This window comes from Sphingobacterium sp. E70 (assembly GCF_019285695.1).
Taxonomy (GTDB): domain Bacteria; phylum Bacteroidota; class Bacteroidia; order Sphingobacteriales; family Sphingobacteriaceae; genus Sphingobacterium; species Sphingobacterium detergens.
Map to the genome: position 1 here is coordinate 1,097,438 of NZ_CP079104.1, position 14,598 is coordinate 1,112,035.

Genomic DNA, 14,598 nt, shown 5'->3' on the forward strand with positions numbered 1-14,598 from the left:
TTCAGGTTTTTCATTGTCATCATTATTTGTATGCATAAGCAAATGGATCAATAATAGCTTGATACTTAATGCAGATTGATGGTCTGCCCCATATCTTCCAACGACCGTCCTTTTGTTTCAGGCATAAATTTCAGCACATAAACAAGCTGCAAAATCATAAATAGCGCAAAAATCAGGAAGGTGCCGCCACCTCCGAGCATCTCTGTCAGCGCCGGAAAACAAAAAGTAATAATCGCAGCCATTACCCAGTGGGTCAAGCTGCCAAATGTCTGGCCTTTGGCACGCACATCATTCGGAAAAATTTCGGAAATAAACACCCAGATCACAGCTCCCTGAGAGAAGGCAAAGAAGGCAATAAAACTCATCAGGTAGATTGTAATAGCAAATCCTGTTGTTTGCCCTGTATAGAAAGCTTGCGATACCATTGCGAGCGATACGATCAATCAATAGACCCCACCAGCATCAGTTTTTGCGACCTACCTTATCTATAAAATTGATAGCCACCAAAGTGAAAATAAAGTTGATTACTCCGATCCCTACCGTGGAAAGCAAGGAACTTTGGGAACCGAGGCCTGCCATTTCAAAAACACGCGGTGCATAATAGATAATCGCATTGATACCCGAGAGCTGATTGAACAGCGCAAAACATAAGGCCAATAAAATTGGTCTGGCGTTTTCCCGTATAAATAATTTGCCTTCACCTGCCATTGCATCTTTCGATGCCTGAATTTTCTCGATTTCAAGCTCATAGCCCTCAGAATTGATTCGCTGCATGATCATTGTTGCTTCAGGTAAGTTGTTCTTATGCAATAGCAGCCATCTGGGACTTTCGGGAATAAAGAAAATCAGCACAAAAAACAGCAACGACGGAAAACACTGCACCCCAACATCCAGCGCCAGGATTCTTCCCCAACCTGTCCGATAAAATAGTTTGATAAATAAGCAATCAAAATACCCAGTACCACATTGAATTGGAAGAGACCCACCAGCTTGCCCCGGGAAGCGGCGGGTGAAATTTCGGAAATATAAATAGGTGCCGTTACCGAGGACACACCGACACCAATACCGCCCAAAAACCGGAATAAAATAAAAATTGTCCAATCATTGGCCAGCGCACTTCCGATCGCTGAAATAAAATATAATGCGGCTACAACAAATAATGTATTTTTCCGGCCGAGCTTGTCCGAAGGCAACGCGCCCAATGCCGCACCGACTACCGTACCTATTAACGCGATGGCCATCGTAAGCCCATGTTGAAACTCACTCAAATGCCAATGCTCCTGTACTGCCTTTTCAGCTCCTGAAATAACAGCTGTATCAAAGCCAAATAAAAATCCGCCTAATGCCACTACAAAAGACCAGGCTAATACTTTGTTTTTGTTCATCTTATCATCTATAATTGATTAACCCAAATTTAACCCTGGCTTCACGGTTACTTAAATTTGAAGACAGCAAAAACATTTATTTATGTAACATTTTCAGAAATAACACAAAACACTACACATCAACAACTTATACTAATTCATATTTTTTAGACTTTCAGTTTTTAGACATATCTTATAGAAAATGATACATATTTCAACCATCTCTTTTTAGTGTAAGGAATACACTAACCTTCGGCTTATTATCTAAAAAAACTGAAATGATGTATATTCGGATAGTAAAGGGGAAATAAACATGGGAAAATATACCTTCTGTGGCATATTGGTCCTGTTGCTTTTTGGGGTGCCAATCGGCAAACCAGCAAAAGAAGCGGGTCATTGCTTTTTCACAGTGCATCGGGAATGATGCATGGAGGCAAACTATGCTTGAGGAAATGAAACGGGAACTCTCCTTTAATCCCGATATTGAATTCTTATACCGCGATGCCCAAGGCAATAATGCTGTTCAGATTGATCAGATACGCGAGCTGACCAAAGCGGGAATCGATCTGTTGATTGTATCACCCAATGAGGCCGAACCGCTTACACCTATCGTTGACTCGGTATTCCAGCGCAAAATACCGGTGATCGTAACAGATCGCAAAACCTCTTCGGGTCAATACAATGCTTATGTCGGTGCCGACAACCTTGCTATTGGAAAACTAGCCGGTCAATATAGCCAAGCTGTCCTTCAGGGTAAAGGTAGGGTCGGATTGGTAACCGGCTTATCGGGGACCTCCGCCTCGATTGAGCGTGAAAAGGGATTTATGCAAAGTATTTCAGTAGTAAGTGGCATGCAGGTCAGTGCTGTGATCCACGGTGGATGGGAAAAGAATATAGCCTATACGGAAATGCGCGAGCATATCGTCCAAATGGCACAAAGTGATATTATTTTTACCTTCAATGACCAAATGGCCATGGGCGTAAAAAAGCACTGGATGAGGCGCAGCTTCAAAAGATATTAAAATCATTGGTGTAGATGCGCTGCCAGGACCGGGTAATGGTCTTGAGCAGATTATACAAGGTCATATGTATGCTTCTATGCTCTACCCTACTGGCGGAACTGAAGCGATCAGAACGGCACTGGCGATTATCAACAATCAACAATATCGACGTGAAAATATCCTCGCTACTGCTGTGATCGACAGAACAAATGCCGAACTATTGGCGCTACAGTCACAAAAGATACAACAGCAACAGGTAGACATCGACAAAAGACAGGAATTTATCACTGAGCAGAACCGGATTTATCAAAATCAAAAATCTGTTCTCAATGTTCTCGTTGTCAGTTTGGTGCTTGCAGTTGTATTTGGCGGTATTTCTATTATTGTGATCAAAAGCAACTGGGAAAAAAATAAACATCTTGAAATCCAAAATGGCGAGATCTTATCCCAGCAGAAACAGATCGTTGAAATGAATAGCCAGATTCAGCAGGCCGCGGAAATCAAAAACAATTTTTTCACCAATATCTCCCACGAGTTTAAAACACCCCTCACCCTTATCCTGGCACCTATCGAGGATCTCGAAATACGAAAAGATCTAGCAGAAGATATCAAAGAGCAATTATCTCGGGTCAAAAGGAGTGCAAAAAAACTGCAGCGACTGGTCAGCGACCTGATCGACATTCATCGGATCAACAAAGCAAAAATAAAGCTTCAGGTGTCAGCTGTACCTATCGACCCTTTTATTCAGCAGGTCATCAACAGTTTTAAACCACTGCTCAAAAAAGCAGAATATCCATCAGTTACATCAATAAGAGTATGCTCAAAGAGGTCTGGATCGACGAATATCTGATGGAGCAGGTTTTATCCAACCTCCTTTCCAATGCGATAAAACATACCGCTACCAGTGGTAGAATTGAAATTTCACTCGAAGAAAATAGCTTCAAAGATTATTTCTACTTACGTGTACTGGATAATGGTCTAGGGATAGCGCCCATTGATATCGAGCATATTTTTGATCCCTTCTATCAAGGAACAGGCAGCCGGAACGGATCCGGAATCGGTCTGGCCTACGTCAAACAGATCATCGAACTGCATCATGGCCAGATCACCGCCAGCAGCAAATTAGGCCATGGTTCGATCTTCACCCTTCGGATGCCTATCGGAAATACCCATTATGAACAGGAGGAGATCATAACAACTGTATCTGGTGTAAAACCGGTGTTCAAGCAACAAGACTTTCTGGATACTGGAATAAAATCTTCTGATAAGAATCTCTCTTTTCATTCCAATAAATCGAAGAGCATTATGATTGTTGAAGATGATGATGAAATCAGGGATTACCTGAGATCTATCTTGAAAGACGACTATAATCTTTTTTAGCGCGGGATTCGCATCAGGCCGGCACTCTGATGAAAGCACATTTCCCAGATTTGGTGCTCACCGATATTATGTTGCCTGACGGCAACGGACTAGATATCCTCAAAGACATCAAAACATTCTACCAGACAGCCCATATTCCTGTCATTCTGTTGAGCGCATTAGCCAATGAGGAGACGATCCTTGAAGGGAGCCTCCTGAAGGCAGATGATTATATAACCAAGCCCTTCAATGCCGCAGTCCTTCGGGCAAAGATTGCCAATATGCTACAATCACGGCATCAACTTAAAGAAAAATATAGTAGTAATGTCGAGCAATTTGATTCACCCCAGTCAGATACCATTAATGAAAGCGACAGACGGTTTCTCAATAGCTTTTCGGCTATTGTCGAATCGAAACTGTCCGATCAGCGGCTGAGTGTCGACGATATTGCTGGCGAGCTCAACCTCTCCCGTGTGCAACTTTATCGTAAAGTCAAACAATTGCTCGACTGTAGCATCAGCGAATATATTGTCGAAAGGAGGCTCAAAAAAGCAAAAAGCCTGATGGCTGACGGACTCAATATCAATGAGATCTACAGCAACGTCGGTTTCTCCTCAGCCTCCTATTTTGCCTCGGCATTTAAAAAGAAATATGGACTGTCACCAAGTACCTTTAAGAAAGAACTGGATCGAAAATAATGGCAACAAATACCGTAAACTAAAGAAAAAGAAAAATAGAATTAAATTTATAAATTTGGCAGTATTAACGGGTATTGACGATATTACTCCTGAATAACAACGCTACCAATAAAAAACATGCAAGGGGATCAGATCAAAGAAGAGCATCTATTTCAGCTGATAAAGGTTGGAGACCATACTGCTTTTGCCCTCTTATTTCATCAATACAAAGAAGTACTTTTCCGACATGCCTATCAAATTCTTCGCGATCTAGATGAAACGGAAGATGTTGTTCAAGAACTATTTGCTGAGATCTGGGAGAAACGGGCTCAACTACCCGAGCAGGCATACGTCTCCTCTTACCTCTATCGTGCTACCCGCAACAAGGTATTGAATAAACTAAACCGAGGTAAAGTCATCGATAAATACCTCGATCATGTCACTCAGAACAATCCTCCTTTCCATGAGCAGACTGAATCCTGGATACTCGAAAAGGAGCTCCGTGCTATCATCGATCAAGAAATCACCCATCTTCCCGAACGCATGCGCCATATCTTTCAGTTAAGTCGTCAAGAGGGATTAAGTCACAAAGAAATTGCAACACTGCTGAATATTTCTGAGGGTACCTCGAAGCTACAAGTCTCCAATGCACTCAAGATTTTAAAAAGCAAGCTCCTACAGGCGATCGTTGTTTTAATAGCCGGATAAAAAAATTAAAATTGATCTATATCCTCGGAGACTTTAGATTGTCATATAGCTAAAGCATTAATACGATCCAATGGAGGCTAAGCGAAAAGAAGAGCTGCTACACAAATATCAGCATGGTAAAATTAAACAGGCGGAACTTGAAGAACTGTTCGATTGGTATAATCGGGCGGCATCGGAGCAAGTACCTGTTGATGCGCAGGAAGTGCAGTTCCGCTTGAACCGCATTGCACAGCAGCTGCCTATCCTTAACATAGCTCAAAATATTTCCGCTCCTATCCGAAAACTTTGGATCAAATGGACCGCAGCGGCCGTTTTACTCGGTGCTATAGGCCTAAGCTTATGGCAGTTAAAGACGGTCGAGCGACAGGGGACAGAAAAAGTCCTCACAAATATTCAGCCAGTGAAGAATGCGCAGCCCATTTGGACAAATAAACTGGGCCAGCGCATTGATCTCGCTCAATTAGCGGTAAAAGATACCTTAAAAACAAATGGACTCCTTATCTTTAAAGACAAAGCTGGATTCCTCATCTACCGACCTGTCGTCGCCGCGACTACTAACAATGATATCCAGACCATTCAAACCCCAGCAGGGAGTAATATCAAGCTTATTCTCGCTGATGGGACAAAAGTATGGCTCAATTCAGCTTCTACACTTCGTTTCTTTGGCAATATGGACCAAAATGAGCGCCACGTCGAACTGCAGGAGAAGCCTATTTCGAAGTTACAAAACAGGTCAATGAACAAGGTCAACGAAAACATTTCCTTGTTCGTTCAGAACATCAGACAGTCGAGGTCTTAGGCACAAAATTCAATATTAAAAATTATCAAGAAGATCCTTTCAGTACAACGAGCTTATACGAGGGATCTATCCGCCTGAAACAAACCAGCTCGACCGCTCAGTCAGGAAATCCGTTTTGCTCAAACCCGGTCAGCAGAGTATTTTAAACAAACATTCACAACAACTGGATTTCAGAAGCCTACTGGACATCGAGCAGCAGTCCTGGCGGGAAGGCTACTTTAATTTCGACGGTGAGTCTATCCAATCCGTATGCCAGCAGCTTTCACGCTGGTACCCGGTAGATTTCGAAATTGATCCCCATATACCGGCCGGAGAATATCATGGATCTATTTCCAAATCCTATAGTTTAAATGAAGTACTCGATATATTAACCAAAAACAAACTAGATGTCGAATTTAAAAACAGAAACGACCAAATTATTGTCCGATTAAAACAAAAGTAAAGTAACCCTACCTAATCAATCTTATGAATCAAAAAACTACCCAATTAGCTTGGAAGAGCATGCGCAGCCCTATGGCAAAAAAGCTTGGCATTGCTTTTCTCAGTCTGTACCTATTGCAATCTAACCCAGCCTATTCCTTTGGTCAGACCATTGAAGTTCATGCCAAAGCGCAAAAACTCACTAAAGTATTTGAACAGTTAAAACACGAAAACGGATATCATTTCTTTTGGGAGGGTAAAGATTTCTCCCAGACGTTGATTACAGTCGATGTCAAGGGTGATATTCATGAAGTACTGGACAAGCTTTTTAGCAAGCTGCCTTTAAAATACCGCATCCAACAAAAGACCATTATTGTAGAGGCCGATCCAAACAAAAAGATCCAAGAAAGCACTTATCGCGGCCGTGTACTCAATGAAGTCGGGAATCCCATCCAAGGCGCTACCATCATTTATGACGATGGATCTGGACAGAAGACTACGGTGACAAATTCGAAGGGACAATTTGCATTTACTGTTGATCGGGGTCCAGTCCATGTCATTATCAGTTCCGTGGGTTATCAACCACAGGAATATAGTGTCGATAATCCCGAAAAATCCATTTTTGTTCAACTGGAACTTAGTAATAACCGTATTGAAGAAGTGGTTATTAGTACAGGTTATCAGCGGTTAAACAAAAACAATGCATCGGGATCCACTACCGTCTTAGATTCCAATTACTTCAAAAAACGAAACAACACTCTTAGAAACCGCACTGGAAGGAGCAGTACCGGGTTTAAGTTTTTACAAAGACGAGAAAGGTGCCAGTGATATGCGCATCCGTGGAGGTAGTTCACTCCGCGCTGGCACACAGCCCCTGATTATCGTAGATGGCTTCGCCTCCAGCATCATACCCAATATCAATGAGATTGAAGGAGTAACGGTATTAAAAGATGCTGCAGCAGCGGCAATCTGGGGATCACAGGCTTCGAATGGTGTCATCGTGATTACGACAAAAAAAGGAAACATAGGCAAGACAAGCGTCACCTATTCGGGCAACTTACGTGTACAGATGCGTCCAGACTATAAGTCTTTGCAACGCGCTAATTCCGCTGAAATTATCGATTACGAAAAGAACAATATGACAAAGAATTTGTCATCGATATCTATGACGGTAACTCCTCAGGCTATACCCAATCCATTGGTATATTTACCGCTTACGATCGTAAGGAAATCAGTTTGGAAGAGCGCGATCGCCGACTAGCAGCTTTAGCAGGGATCAATAATCAAGATCAAATCAACAAACTGTTGCTCCGCAAGGCCATTAACCAAAGTCATTATATTGGTATTTCTGGCGGGACAGACAAGTTCCGTCATATGACTACTGTCAATGGACAGTTTGATCTTACGGGGCTGCAGGGGACAAGTACCAAAACCTTCAATTTTAGCAATCGTATGCAATATGATCTCGCCAAATTTGTTAGTCTAACGACCAATGTCGGATTTCTTTATGGTTGGGATCAGCAAGGTATGAATGATCTACCCGGCGAAATCCGCGCTTTGCAGCCCTATCAAATGCTGATGGATGAACAAGGAAATTATATCCGGAGCTATGCAGAATACAACAAGGTCGAAAATGACCGATTAATGTCTCTAGGTTATCGGGACAATGGACTCAATTTATATGAAGAAAATCAGCTTGCAAACAACAAAAGTCGCAGTTTAGCTATACGCAGTCTCTTTGGGCTCAACTGGAAAATCATGGATGGCCTCCGACTTACCAACAATTTTGTCTATGAAAGGGAAACAACGAATGGGCGAAATCAATACGATAAGGATAGCTACGCGACACGCAGTTTTATGAACCGACATACGGTACTTGACAAAAATAATGGTATAAAAGCCTATATCCCTTATGGTGATTACCTTGATACAAGAAGCGATCAGTCGACCTTTCTATCGACACGCAATTTCCTCAATTACGAAAAGAAATTTAATGAGAAACATTATATCAACGTTCTTGCCGGTTTCGATTTGAATAGAAAGATTAGCGAAGGAGACCGTAACCGACTCTATGGATACAACGATCAATTGCTGAACTCACAAAATATAGATCTTATAGCCTTAAATGTTGGGATTAAAGATTGGGAAGGAAAAACATATGTTTATGATCACAGCAGTTACGTCAGAAATAACTATGTCGAAAATCGGGAATATTCCTTCTATAGTACGTTAGCATATACTTACGATAACCGCTACACAGTCACAGGAAGCTGGCGTAATGATCACTCCAACCTTTTCGGATCAGATCCAAAATTCAAGCGGACACCCCTTTGGAGTATCGGTGGAAAATGGCTGATTGACAATGAACACTTTTTCGATATCGACTGGATCTCCCAATTAAACCTACGGGCAACCCTGGGCTTGACTGGAAATTTCGACCGCAGTAACCAATCTTCTACCTATCTAGTTGCAAGGAGGTTTTTTAATGCGACAGCCAACGATTATGTTGCTCGGGTCGATAATCCACCAAATGCCAAATTACGATGGGAACGCACCAAAACCTATAATATCGGTTTAGATTTAGGAGTTTTAAAGGATAGAATCACCCTCAACGCAGATTATTACCACAAGTTTAGCTATGATCTATTGGGGAGCCAGGATCTAGACCCAACGGTAGGGATGACCAATTCCTATATCAATGGTGCGGACATGATCAACAAAGGGGTTGAGTTTGGCTTGAATGCTACCATCTTAAAAATAGCGCTTTCAATGGAGCAGCACCTAAATCTTGCGCTCAATAAAAGCAAGGTGACCAAAAATAAGATTACGGATAGCGATCCAACAAACAATCGACCTAAAAATACGGTGCCTTTCCTAGAAGGATATCCAAGGGAATCTCTTTGGAGCTATCGTTGGGCAGGTCTAGACGAGCAAGGTCGACCACAGACTTTTGATGCCGAAGGAAATAAAACCAGAGTTCCTGTACTGGAATCACTCATCTACCATGGTAGCTCACGACCACTTTACACAGGCGGCTGGTCCAATGAATTCCGTTATAAAGGATTCCAGTTATCGATCTATACTGTATTTAATTGGGGGCATTATGCGCGGAAGGAAATGCCTGAGATGAACAGCCTTACCTGGTCCAGCTCCTATAATAATCAGATCGCCAAACGCTGGCGTTCTCCGGGAGATGAACTGATCACCGATATACCAACTTTCCCGGGCTGGGAAGATCTGAGCAATGAATACTTCTTCTTTTTAACGACCAGATCCAGCAACTCTGTGATTGATGCGGCCTACCTGCGTGTACGGGAAATGTCTTTTCAAACGTCCACAGTTGCAAGGAAAACTTCCATTTTCCGAGATCCGTCTGGTCTCTCAGTTCAACAATCTTTGGGTATGGAAAGCCAATAAATCAGGTATTGATCCGGAGGCTTTAGTAGCTGCACGACTTGAGTTGCCGCAACCCAAAGTCTTCACTTTTGGTATTAATGTAACCCTTTAACCTAGACTTCAGATGATAAAAAAATAAGTAGCCTCATTTTACTCTTAGTCAGCCTCAGTAGCTGCAATAAATATTTGGATATTATCCCCAAAGGAAAATTTATTCCTGAAACCGTTGATGATTTTGAAGATCTATCAGGCAACCCATCCTATAGTTCATCGGGTTATGCACTACTCGAGCGCCTTTCCGATGGCATCTATATGCCTGAATCCTATGTCAAGAGTGGCTTCAATACCAGCAGCTCCAAAACCTATATGTGGGCCGAAAGCTTCTATGTTAATCCCGAACCTGACAATGGTTGGGATCCGAATTACGCAAATATCTTCAACGCAAATATTATTCTGCAAAATATTCCTAAACTACCAGCTAATGAGAAAACACGTATAGACCAGATTAAGGGTGATGCCTACTGCAATCGTGGATCCGCTTACCTCAATCTCATCCTATTATATGCCCCGTATATCAAGCATCTACCGTTGCAAGTGATCTCGGGGTACCTATTCTTACAGAACCAGACCTGGAGGCCAAGCCCAAACGTGCTTCGAGTAAGGAAGTATATGATTTTATTTTAAATGACTTGACACAGGCCGAGCAATTGCTACCAGAACAAGCGGAACATATACTTCGCAACGATAAGAAAACTGCACAGGCCATCCTTGCCCGTACCTATCTTCAAATGGGAAATTACGTAGAGGCATTGGCTTACGCCCAAAAAGTCCTTGCTGTCAAATCTACGCTTATCGACTATAACACCTGGTCCTTCGTCAATCCGGCACGACCTCATGGCGGCACAACCAACAGGCCACTACCACAAAATGACAGTGAGCGCATCGCTTATCGCACCACTTCTTTTGGTACCGCTTTGACGAATACCTGCATTTCACCGGATCTATTGGCCATTGTCGACAAAAACGATCTCCGTTTCAAATTCTTTTGGTCCAATCTGGAAAACAATGGCAAACCGACGACCGAGCCCTACCCTGTGTATATCCGTAGCGAACTAAACTTCAACATCGGTGTTCCCGAAATGATGTTAATCGCTGCAGAATGCCAAGCCCGATTGGGAAAAGTTAACGAAGCCCTCTCCTACCTAAACAAGCTTCGTGAAAAAGATTTGCTCCCAGTGATTTCAAAGCTCTTCAAACGGCAACGGCCGAAGCCGCACTTAAACTCGTTATTCAAGAACGTCAGATCGAATTATTTGGCCGTGGCCAACGCTGGTTTGACATGAAACGTCTGGACAAAGATCCCTTGTTTAAAAAAGATTATAAGCGAGCAAATATGGAAGGCAGTTATACCTTAAAACAGGGATCACCAAAATTTATCTGTCAAATTCCACCTAAAGTGCTTTTGATGAACAGTAATATCGTACCTAATCCCAGATAAAAGAGATAGTGAAAATAAAATTTTAGCATAATGCATTATTTAAAGATGAAATTATACAATACACTTTTAATTTGGGTATTCCTTTTAAGTACCCAGATTTCCAAAGGACAGACCTCCTATCAGATAGCAGGTCAGATCCACAGCGCTAAATCCGTCAGCAAAGTCTATTTATATCAAATGGATAAAGGTCGAAAGTTGTTGGATTCAGCGACTATCGTTGATGGCAAATTTTCATTTAAAGGACAAACAGCGGTCCCCATCGCTGCTAGCATACAAGTCAAAGGCATCAGAAAAAGCCAGGACCTTTATCTGGAAAATGCGGTGATCAACCTTCAGCTTTATGAAAGTTGGAACCGGCCTAATATTGTCATTGGTGGACTTGAAAACAGCATCAAAAAGGGTATGAACTCGACTCCCAGTACCTCCAGGATACACTTTCAAAAATCGGCAGGAATTACGAAAAAGCTGATGAAGAGGGTAAGGTCAGTCTAGGACTGCAAATGCAAGGATTCAACAGTCAGCTCGATAGTATTCGTACGAGCTATCTTGCGGCTTTTCCACAATCACTAGCTGTACTTGACTGGTATCGACCTTACCTCGCAGTCATGAATTACAATCAACTGGAAGAGCTGCACGCAAAACTAGATAAGCGGCTTGAACAATACAGTACCTATCAGGAACTGTTGAAATCCCGCCAGGAGAAAAGAGTCAATACCTCGTTGGCCAGCAAGCACCAGCAGTTACTTCAAAAACTAGTACGGGAAAGACATTTAAACTTGAACAGCTGAGAGGCAAACTTGTGCTGTTGGATTTTTGGGCAAGCTGGTGTGCACCATGCCGTATTGCCAACCGTAAACTAGTTGCAACCTATCAGCAGTACAAAGACAAAGGATTTGAGGTGGTGTCCTATTCGATGGATAACAAAAGAAAACTATGGTTAGATGCGATTCAAAAGATGGTATTCCCTGGATTCAGGTATCAGATTTAACAGGTTTTGACAATAATACCGCTGCGCAATCCTATTACGTTAAACAACTGCCAACATTATTTTTGATAGATGAGAATGGCACAGTTGTCCAACAACATATCGACCATGAAGAATTATTAGCATACTTAAAAAAGAAATATGATCACAACTAAAAAAGCTATTTAAGCATCGGCGTCGCGCTACTGTTTTTTACAGCACAGGCACAGGAAACAAAAGTTAGCATCGGCGGCAGAATCGAGGGCTTGGGTAATCGCGAGATCCGATTGTTAGATGCAGATATGAAAACGATCGGTACATTCCAATCCGTACAAGACAGTTTTCGGTATGAAACAAAATTAAATACCACAGATCAGCGTTTTTATGGCATCCATGTACCGAGCTTGGGCAATCTTGGCCCCTCGATGAAACGCCCGGCTATACACTTTTTGGTTAGTTCAACCAAGACGGTTATACATGCCAAACTAACGAATGGAAGCCTAGAGGAGAATAAAATCATCGGTTCACCGGCCATGACGGCATTTACAGAAACTTATGATAATCTTCCCAGCACGAAACTGCTAAAAACAGCAGCGAAGCGTACAATCGTGCCTTCGATGCTTATAATAAACAGGCTCAGACGGAAGAAAATAAGCTGTGGCTAAAACGCGAAGGACAAAAGATTGATTCGATCTATCAGATACAGCGTAAAGAGATTACAGAAAAAATCAGTGAAAACCCGAATTCAATGGTGTATGCAACTATCGCCAGCCAATATTTTACTCCACGCAACAATGCTACCGAGCTTCAAGAATTTCTCGGACAATTTGGTCCCGAGGTACTTCAACAAAGCTATTACCTCAAACAGATGCAGCAGTCTCTTGCACAACTTGGAAAAATAGAAATTGGGAAAAAGCACCTGATTTTGCGCTGATATCCGACCGTGCTGCAACAGTTAAGCTGAGTGATTATAAAGGCAAATATGTCTTGCTCGATTTTTGGGCAAGCTGGTGTGGCCCATGCCGAAAAGAAATGCCGCATGTAAAAGCTGCTTTTGAAAATTTTAAACAAAAGAATTTTACGGTACTTGCGGTATCCATAGATAAAGATTCTAAAGCCTGGACAAAGGCCCTCGCGGAAGAGAATATGCCCTTCACCCAGGTCCTTGACAGCAAAGACGATCAATCAGCTGGAAAGCGATATATGGTCGAAGCTATTCCAACCAATTTCCTGATCGATCCCAATGGGGTTATTATCGCTAAAAACCTGCGGGGAGCGGAACTGGAAAAATACCTCAAGACAATATTGAATTAAAATAAATAACAATGGTCGTCATTTCAAAAATAGACGACCATTGCTGTAAATTAAAGTGTGTAAGACACTTGTTAAAATTGCCTCTTTCGTTTGAAAATGTAAAAACTGATCAGCATAAATAAGACGATCATAGCAATATTATTATAATCAAGTCTTTCAAAGCCATCATTTTCATTCATTATATCCAAAAAGCCTTATAAGTACCCGTGTAAGGAATAAAGTCAGAGAAGCTTTTTTGAGCCACAAATACCGAAAAAACCAACATAAACATGCTCACGCCAATAGGATAAATAAAGCTTCTGAATAGCAGACTTAATGCCAATTGAATCATAGAAATCGCCGACAGCGTAATCAAAAGCTTCAGAAAGGTCAAGAAAATCACCAACCTATAATCGTAATTCTGGAAACCAAGCACTGGGTAGATCAAACCCAGTATATACCCACTGATCAAGAAGGCTGCATAGGCAAATAGTATAGAAAACAGTATGGTTAGCAGTATAAAAACAGCCTTTGAAAAGAATATCTTCGATTTGTCAAGCGGTAAAGTAAACAGTACCTTATAATTGTTGTTCTTATACTCCACATCACAACAGGCATAAACAAACAATGCGACCAGAATAGGGTACAGCAAATAAAAAAACTGAAAGACATATCTTCCTAGCAATACCTTCCAGGGGTTAGGTACCGCACTTATACTGCCCGACCGTATAATATCGTATATAATATAACCATCAATCGCGAAAATAAGCAATACCGGCGCGATAAGGACGCCAAAAATCTGACGGTTTCTGAGCAGTTTATATTTTTCAGACAAAAAGGCGGTATACAATGTATTAGTCATTCGAGCGGGAAATTAAGTTTATAAAAATCTGTTCAAGATCTGCACTATGGGATTCTAGCCCATAGATTTCTATGTTTTGTTGCACCAAACATTTAATCAACTGATCAAATTGATTGTCATCTGCTATTTTCACCACCACCGTCTGTCCATCGGTTCTTAACACCGAAAATTTGGCATTATTTAAAACCGTGGCCGCACGTGTAGCATCAGAAGTCCGCAATAGAGTCTCCTTTCCACCTCACGTAACAACTCATTTT

General features: G+C 41.8%; 23 protein-coding genes and 3 pseudogenes. 22 read left to right on the forward strand and 4 right to left on the reverse strand.

What is annotated here, in order from left to right:
• Positions 1-65: 65 nt before the first annotated feature.
• Both KUH03_RS07950 and KUH03_RS48325 read right to left on the reverse strand, forming a co-directional pair.
• Complete coding sequence (locus tag KUH03_RS07950; RefSeq protein ID WP_373564663.1) at positions 66-365, reverse strand: MFS transporter; 300 nt, start codon at positions 363-365, stop codon at positions 66-68.
• 97 nt (positions 366-462) lie between these two features.
• Positions 463-1,385, reverse strand: a pseudogene (locus KUH03_RS48325) (sugar porter family MFS transporter).
• 311 nt (positions 1,386-1,696) lie between these two features.
• On the opposite strand from KUH03_RS48325, the gene KUH03_RS07965 reads away from it, so the two are divergent.
• From KUH03_RS07965 to KUH03_RS08055, 22 genes and pseudogenes are all read left to right on the forward strand, one after another.
• Positions 1,697-2,386, forward strand: coding sequence for a substrate-binding domain-containing protein (locus tag KUH03_RS07965; RefSeq protein ID WP_257092314.1), 690 nt, complete (start codon positions 1,697-1,699; stop codon positions 2,384-2,386).
• A 64-nt stretch (positions 2,387-2,450) separates the two neighbouring features.
• Positions 2,451-3,215, forward strand: a complete 765-nt coding sequence (locus KUH03_RS07970; protein ID WP_257092315.1) for a histidine kinase dimerization/phospho-acceptor domain-containing protein — start codon at positions 2,451-2,453, stop codon at positions 3,213-3,215.
• Positions 3,182-3,745, forward strand: coding sequence for a sensor histidine kinase KdpD (locus tag KUH03_RS07975; RefSeq protein ID WP_257092316.1), 564 nt, complete (start codon positions 3,182-3,184; stop codon positions 3,743-3,745). The genes KUH03_RS07970 and KUH03_RS07975 overlap by 34 nt, the downstream gene beginning before the upstream one ends.
• A gap of 11 nt (positions 3,746-3,756) precedes the next feature.
• Positions 3,757-3,987, forward strand: a pseudogene (locus KUH03_RS07980) (PleD family two-component system response regulator); the annotation flags it as partial.
• 18 nt (positions 3,988-4,005) lie between these two features.
• Positions 4,006-4,422 (forward strand): AraC family transcriptional regulator, encoded by a 417-nt coding sequence (locus KUH03_RS07985; protein ID WP_257096773.1) that lies wholly within the window; start codon positions 4,006-4,008, stop codon positions 4,420-4,422.
• A gap of 117 nt (positions 4,423-4,539) precedes the next feature.
• Positions 4,540-5,109 (forward strand): RNA polymerase sigma factor, encoded by a 570-nt coding sequence (locus KUH03_RS07990; protein ID WP_257092317.1) that lies wholly within the window; start codon positions 4,540-4,542, stop codon positions 5,107-5,109.
• A gap of 70 nt (positions 5,110-5,179) precedes the next feature.
• The gene (locus KUH03_RS07995; protein ID WP_257092318.1) at positions 5,180-5,908 is read left to right on the forward strand and encodes a FecR family protein; all 729 of its coding nucleotides are present in this window, start codon (positions 5,180-5,182) and stop codon (positions 5,906-5,908) included.
• Positions 5,869-6,054: pseudogene (locus tag KUH03_RS48330) on the forward strand (hypothetical protein); the annotation flags it as partial. The gene KUH03_RS07995 and the pseudogene KUH03_RS48330, both read left to right, overlap by 40 nt.
• On the forward strand, positions 6,024-6,350 hold the full coding sequence (locus KUH03_RS08000; protein ID WP_257092319.1) for a DUF4974 domain-containing protein: 327 nt from the start codon (positions 6,024-6,026) through the stop codon (positions 6,348-6,350). The pseudogene KUH03_RS48330 and the gene KUH03_RS08000, both read left to right, overlap by 31 nt.
• A gap of 23 nt (positions 6,351-6,373) precedes the next feature.
• Entirely contained in the window at positions 6,374-7,156 is a 783-nt protein-coding gene (locus KUH03_RS08005; RefSeq protein ID WP_257092320.1) for a carboxypeptidase-like regulatory domain-containing protein, read from the forward strand.
• A complete protein-coding gene (locus KUH03_RS08010; RefSeq protein ID WP_257096775.1) occupies positions 7,101-7,589 on the forward strand; it encodes a TonB-dependent receptor plug domain-containing protein in 489 nt (162 codons plus the stop codon). Before KUH03_RS08005 ends, KUH03_RS08010 begins: the two co-directional genes overlap by 56 nt.
• A complete protein-coding gene (locus KUH03_RS08015; RefSeq protein ID WP_257092321.1) occupies positions 7,565-9,745 on the forward strand; it encodes a TonB-dependent receptor domain-containing protein in 2,181 nt (726 codons plus the stop codon). Before KUH03_RS08010 ends, KUH03_RS08015 begins: the two co-directional genes overlap by 25 nt.
• Positions 9,746-9,910: 165 nt before the next feature.
• On the forward strand, positions 9,911-10,408 hold the full coding sequence (locus KUH03_RS08020) for a RagB/SusD family nutrient uptake outer membrane protein (RefSeq protein ID WP_257092322.1): 498 nt from the start codon (positions 9,911-9,913) through the stop codon (positions 10,406-10,408).
• Positions 10,354-11,067 carry a RagB/SusD family nutrient uptake outer membrane protein gene (locus KUH03_RS08025; protein WP_257096776.1) on the forward strand — a complete coding sequence of 238 codons (714 nt, stop codon included), beginning with the start codon at positions 10,354-10,356 and terminating at the stop codon, positions 11,065-11,067. The genes KUH03_RS08020 and KUH03_RS08025 overlap by 55 nt, the downstream gene beginning before the upstream one ends.
• Positions 11,028-11,222, forward strand: coding sequence for a hypothetical protein (locus KUH03_RS48335; protein ID WP_373564794.1), 195 nt, complete (start codon positions 11,028-11,030; stop codon positions 11,220-11,222). Before KUH03_RS08025 ends, KUH03_RS48335 begins: the two co-directional genes overlap by 40 nt.
• 30 nt (positions 11,223-11,252) lie before the next feature.
• Positions 11,253-11,714 (forward strand): DUF4369 domain-containing protein, encoded by a 462-nt coding sequence (locus KUH03_RS08030; protein WP_257092323.1) that lies wholly within the window; start codon positions 11,253-11,255, stop codon positions 11,712-11,714.
• 8 nt (positions 11,715-11,722) lie between these two features.
• Positions 11,723-12,010: a hypothetical protein gene (locus KUH03_RS08035; RefSeq protein ID WP_257092324.1), complete on the forward strand. Its 288-nt coding sequence runs from the start codon at positions 11,723-11,725 to the stop codon at positions 12,008-12,010.
• On the forward strand, positions 11,911-12,210 hold the full coding sequence (locus KUH03_RS48340; RefSeq protein WP_373564795.1) for a TlpA family protein disulfide reductase: 300 nt from the start codon (positions 11,911-11,913) through the stop codon (positions 12,208-12,210). The genes KUH03_RS08035 and KUH03_RS48340 overlap by 100 nt, the downstream gene beginning before the upstream one ends.
• Complete coding sequence (locus KUH03_RS08040) at positions 12,156-12,362, forward strand: peroxiredoxin (RefSeq protein WP_257092325.1); 207 nt, start codon at positions 12,156-12,158, stop codon at positions 12,360-12,362. The genes KUH03_RS48340 and KUH03_RS08040 overlap by 55 nt, the downstream gene beginning before the upstream one ends.
• A 90-nt stretch (positions 12,363-12,452) precedes the next feature.
• A complete protein-coding gene (locus KUH03_RS08045) occupies positions 12,453-12,851 on the forward strand; it encodes a hypothetical protein (RefSeq protein WP_257092326.1) in 399 nt (132 codons plus the stop codon).
• An 83-nt stretch (positions 12,852-12,934) separates the two neighbouring features.
• On the forward strand, positions 12,935-13,120 hold the full coding sequence (locus KUH03_RS08050) for a hypothetical protein (RefSeq protein ID WP_257092327.1): 186 nt from the start codon (positions 12,935-12,937) through the stop codon (positions 13,118-13,120).
• 26 nt (positions 13,121-13,146) lie between these two features.
• On the forward strand, positions 13,147-13,500 hold the full coding sequence (locus KUH03_RS08055; RefSeq protein ID WP_257096778.1) for a peroxiredoxin: 354 nt from the start codon (positions 13,147-13,149) through the stop codon (positions 13,498-13,500).
• A gap of 178 nt (positions 13,501-13,678) precedes the next feature.
• On the opposite strand, the gene KUH03_RS08060 is transcribed toward KUH03_RS08055, so the two are convergent.
• Entirely contained in the window at positions 13,679-14,341 is a 663-nt protein-coding gene (locus tag KUH03_RS08060; RefSeq protein WP_257092328.1) for an ABC transporter permease, read from the reverse strand.
• The gene (locus KUH03_RS08065; protein ID WP_257092329.1) at positions 14,334-14,561 is read right to left on the reverse strand and encodes a hypothetical protein; all 228 of its coding nucleotides are present in this window, start codon (positions 14,559-14,561) and stop codon (positions 14,334-14,336) included. The genes KUH03_RS08060 and KUH03_RS08065 overlap by 8 nt, the downstream gene beginning before the upstream one ends.
• Between the last annotated feature and the right edge of the window lie 37 nt (positions 14,562-14,598).

Coding starts and splice junctions, on each gene's coding strand:
- KUH03_RS07970 (WP_257092315.1), top strand. CDS start 2,451: ATGTATGCTTCTATGCTCTACCCTACTGGCGGAACTGAAGCGATCAGA.
- KUH03_RS07985 (WP_257096773.1), top strand. CDS start 4,006: ATGCTACAATCACGGCATCAACTTAAAGAAAAATATAGTAGTAATGTC.
- KUH03_RS07995 (WP_257092318.1), top strand. CDS start 5,180: ATGGAGGCTAAGCGAAAAGAAGAGCTGCTACACAAATATCAGCATGGT.
- KUH03_RS08040 (WP_257092325.1), top strand. CDS start 12,156: ATGGTTAGATGCGATTCAAAAGATGGTATTCCCTGGATTCAGGTATCA.
- KUH03_RS07975 (WP_257092316.1), top strand. CDS start 3,182: ATGCTCAAAGAGGTCTGGATCGACGAATATCTGATGGAGCAGGTTTTA.
- KUH03_RS07990 (WP_257092317.1), top strand. CDS start 4,540: ATGCAAGGGGATCAGATCAAAGAAGAGCATCTATTTCAGCTGATAAAG.
- KUH03_RS08030 (WP_257092323.1), top strand. CDS start 11,253: ATGCATTATTTAAAGATGAAATTATACAATACACTTTTAATTTGGGTA.
- KUH03_RS08035 (WP_257092324.1), top strand. CDS start 11,723: ATGCAAGGATTCAACAGTCAGCTCGATAGTATTCGTACGAGCTATCTT.
- KUH03_RS08005 (WP_257092320.1), top strand. CDS start 6,374: ATGAATCAAAAAACTACCCAATTAGCTTGGAAGAGCATGCGCAGCCCT.
- KUH03_RS08060 (WP_257092328.1), bottom strand. CDS start 14,341: ATGACTAATACATTGTATACCGCCTTTTTGTCTGAAAAATATAAACTG.
- KUH03_RS08050 (WP_257092327.1), top strand. CDS start 12,935: ATGGTGTATGCAACTATCGCCAGCCAATATTTTACTCCACGCAACAAT.
- KUH03_RS07950 (WP_373564663.1), bottom strand. CDS start 365: ATGAGTTTTATTGCCTTCTTTGCCTTCTCTCAGGGAGCTGTGATCTGG.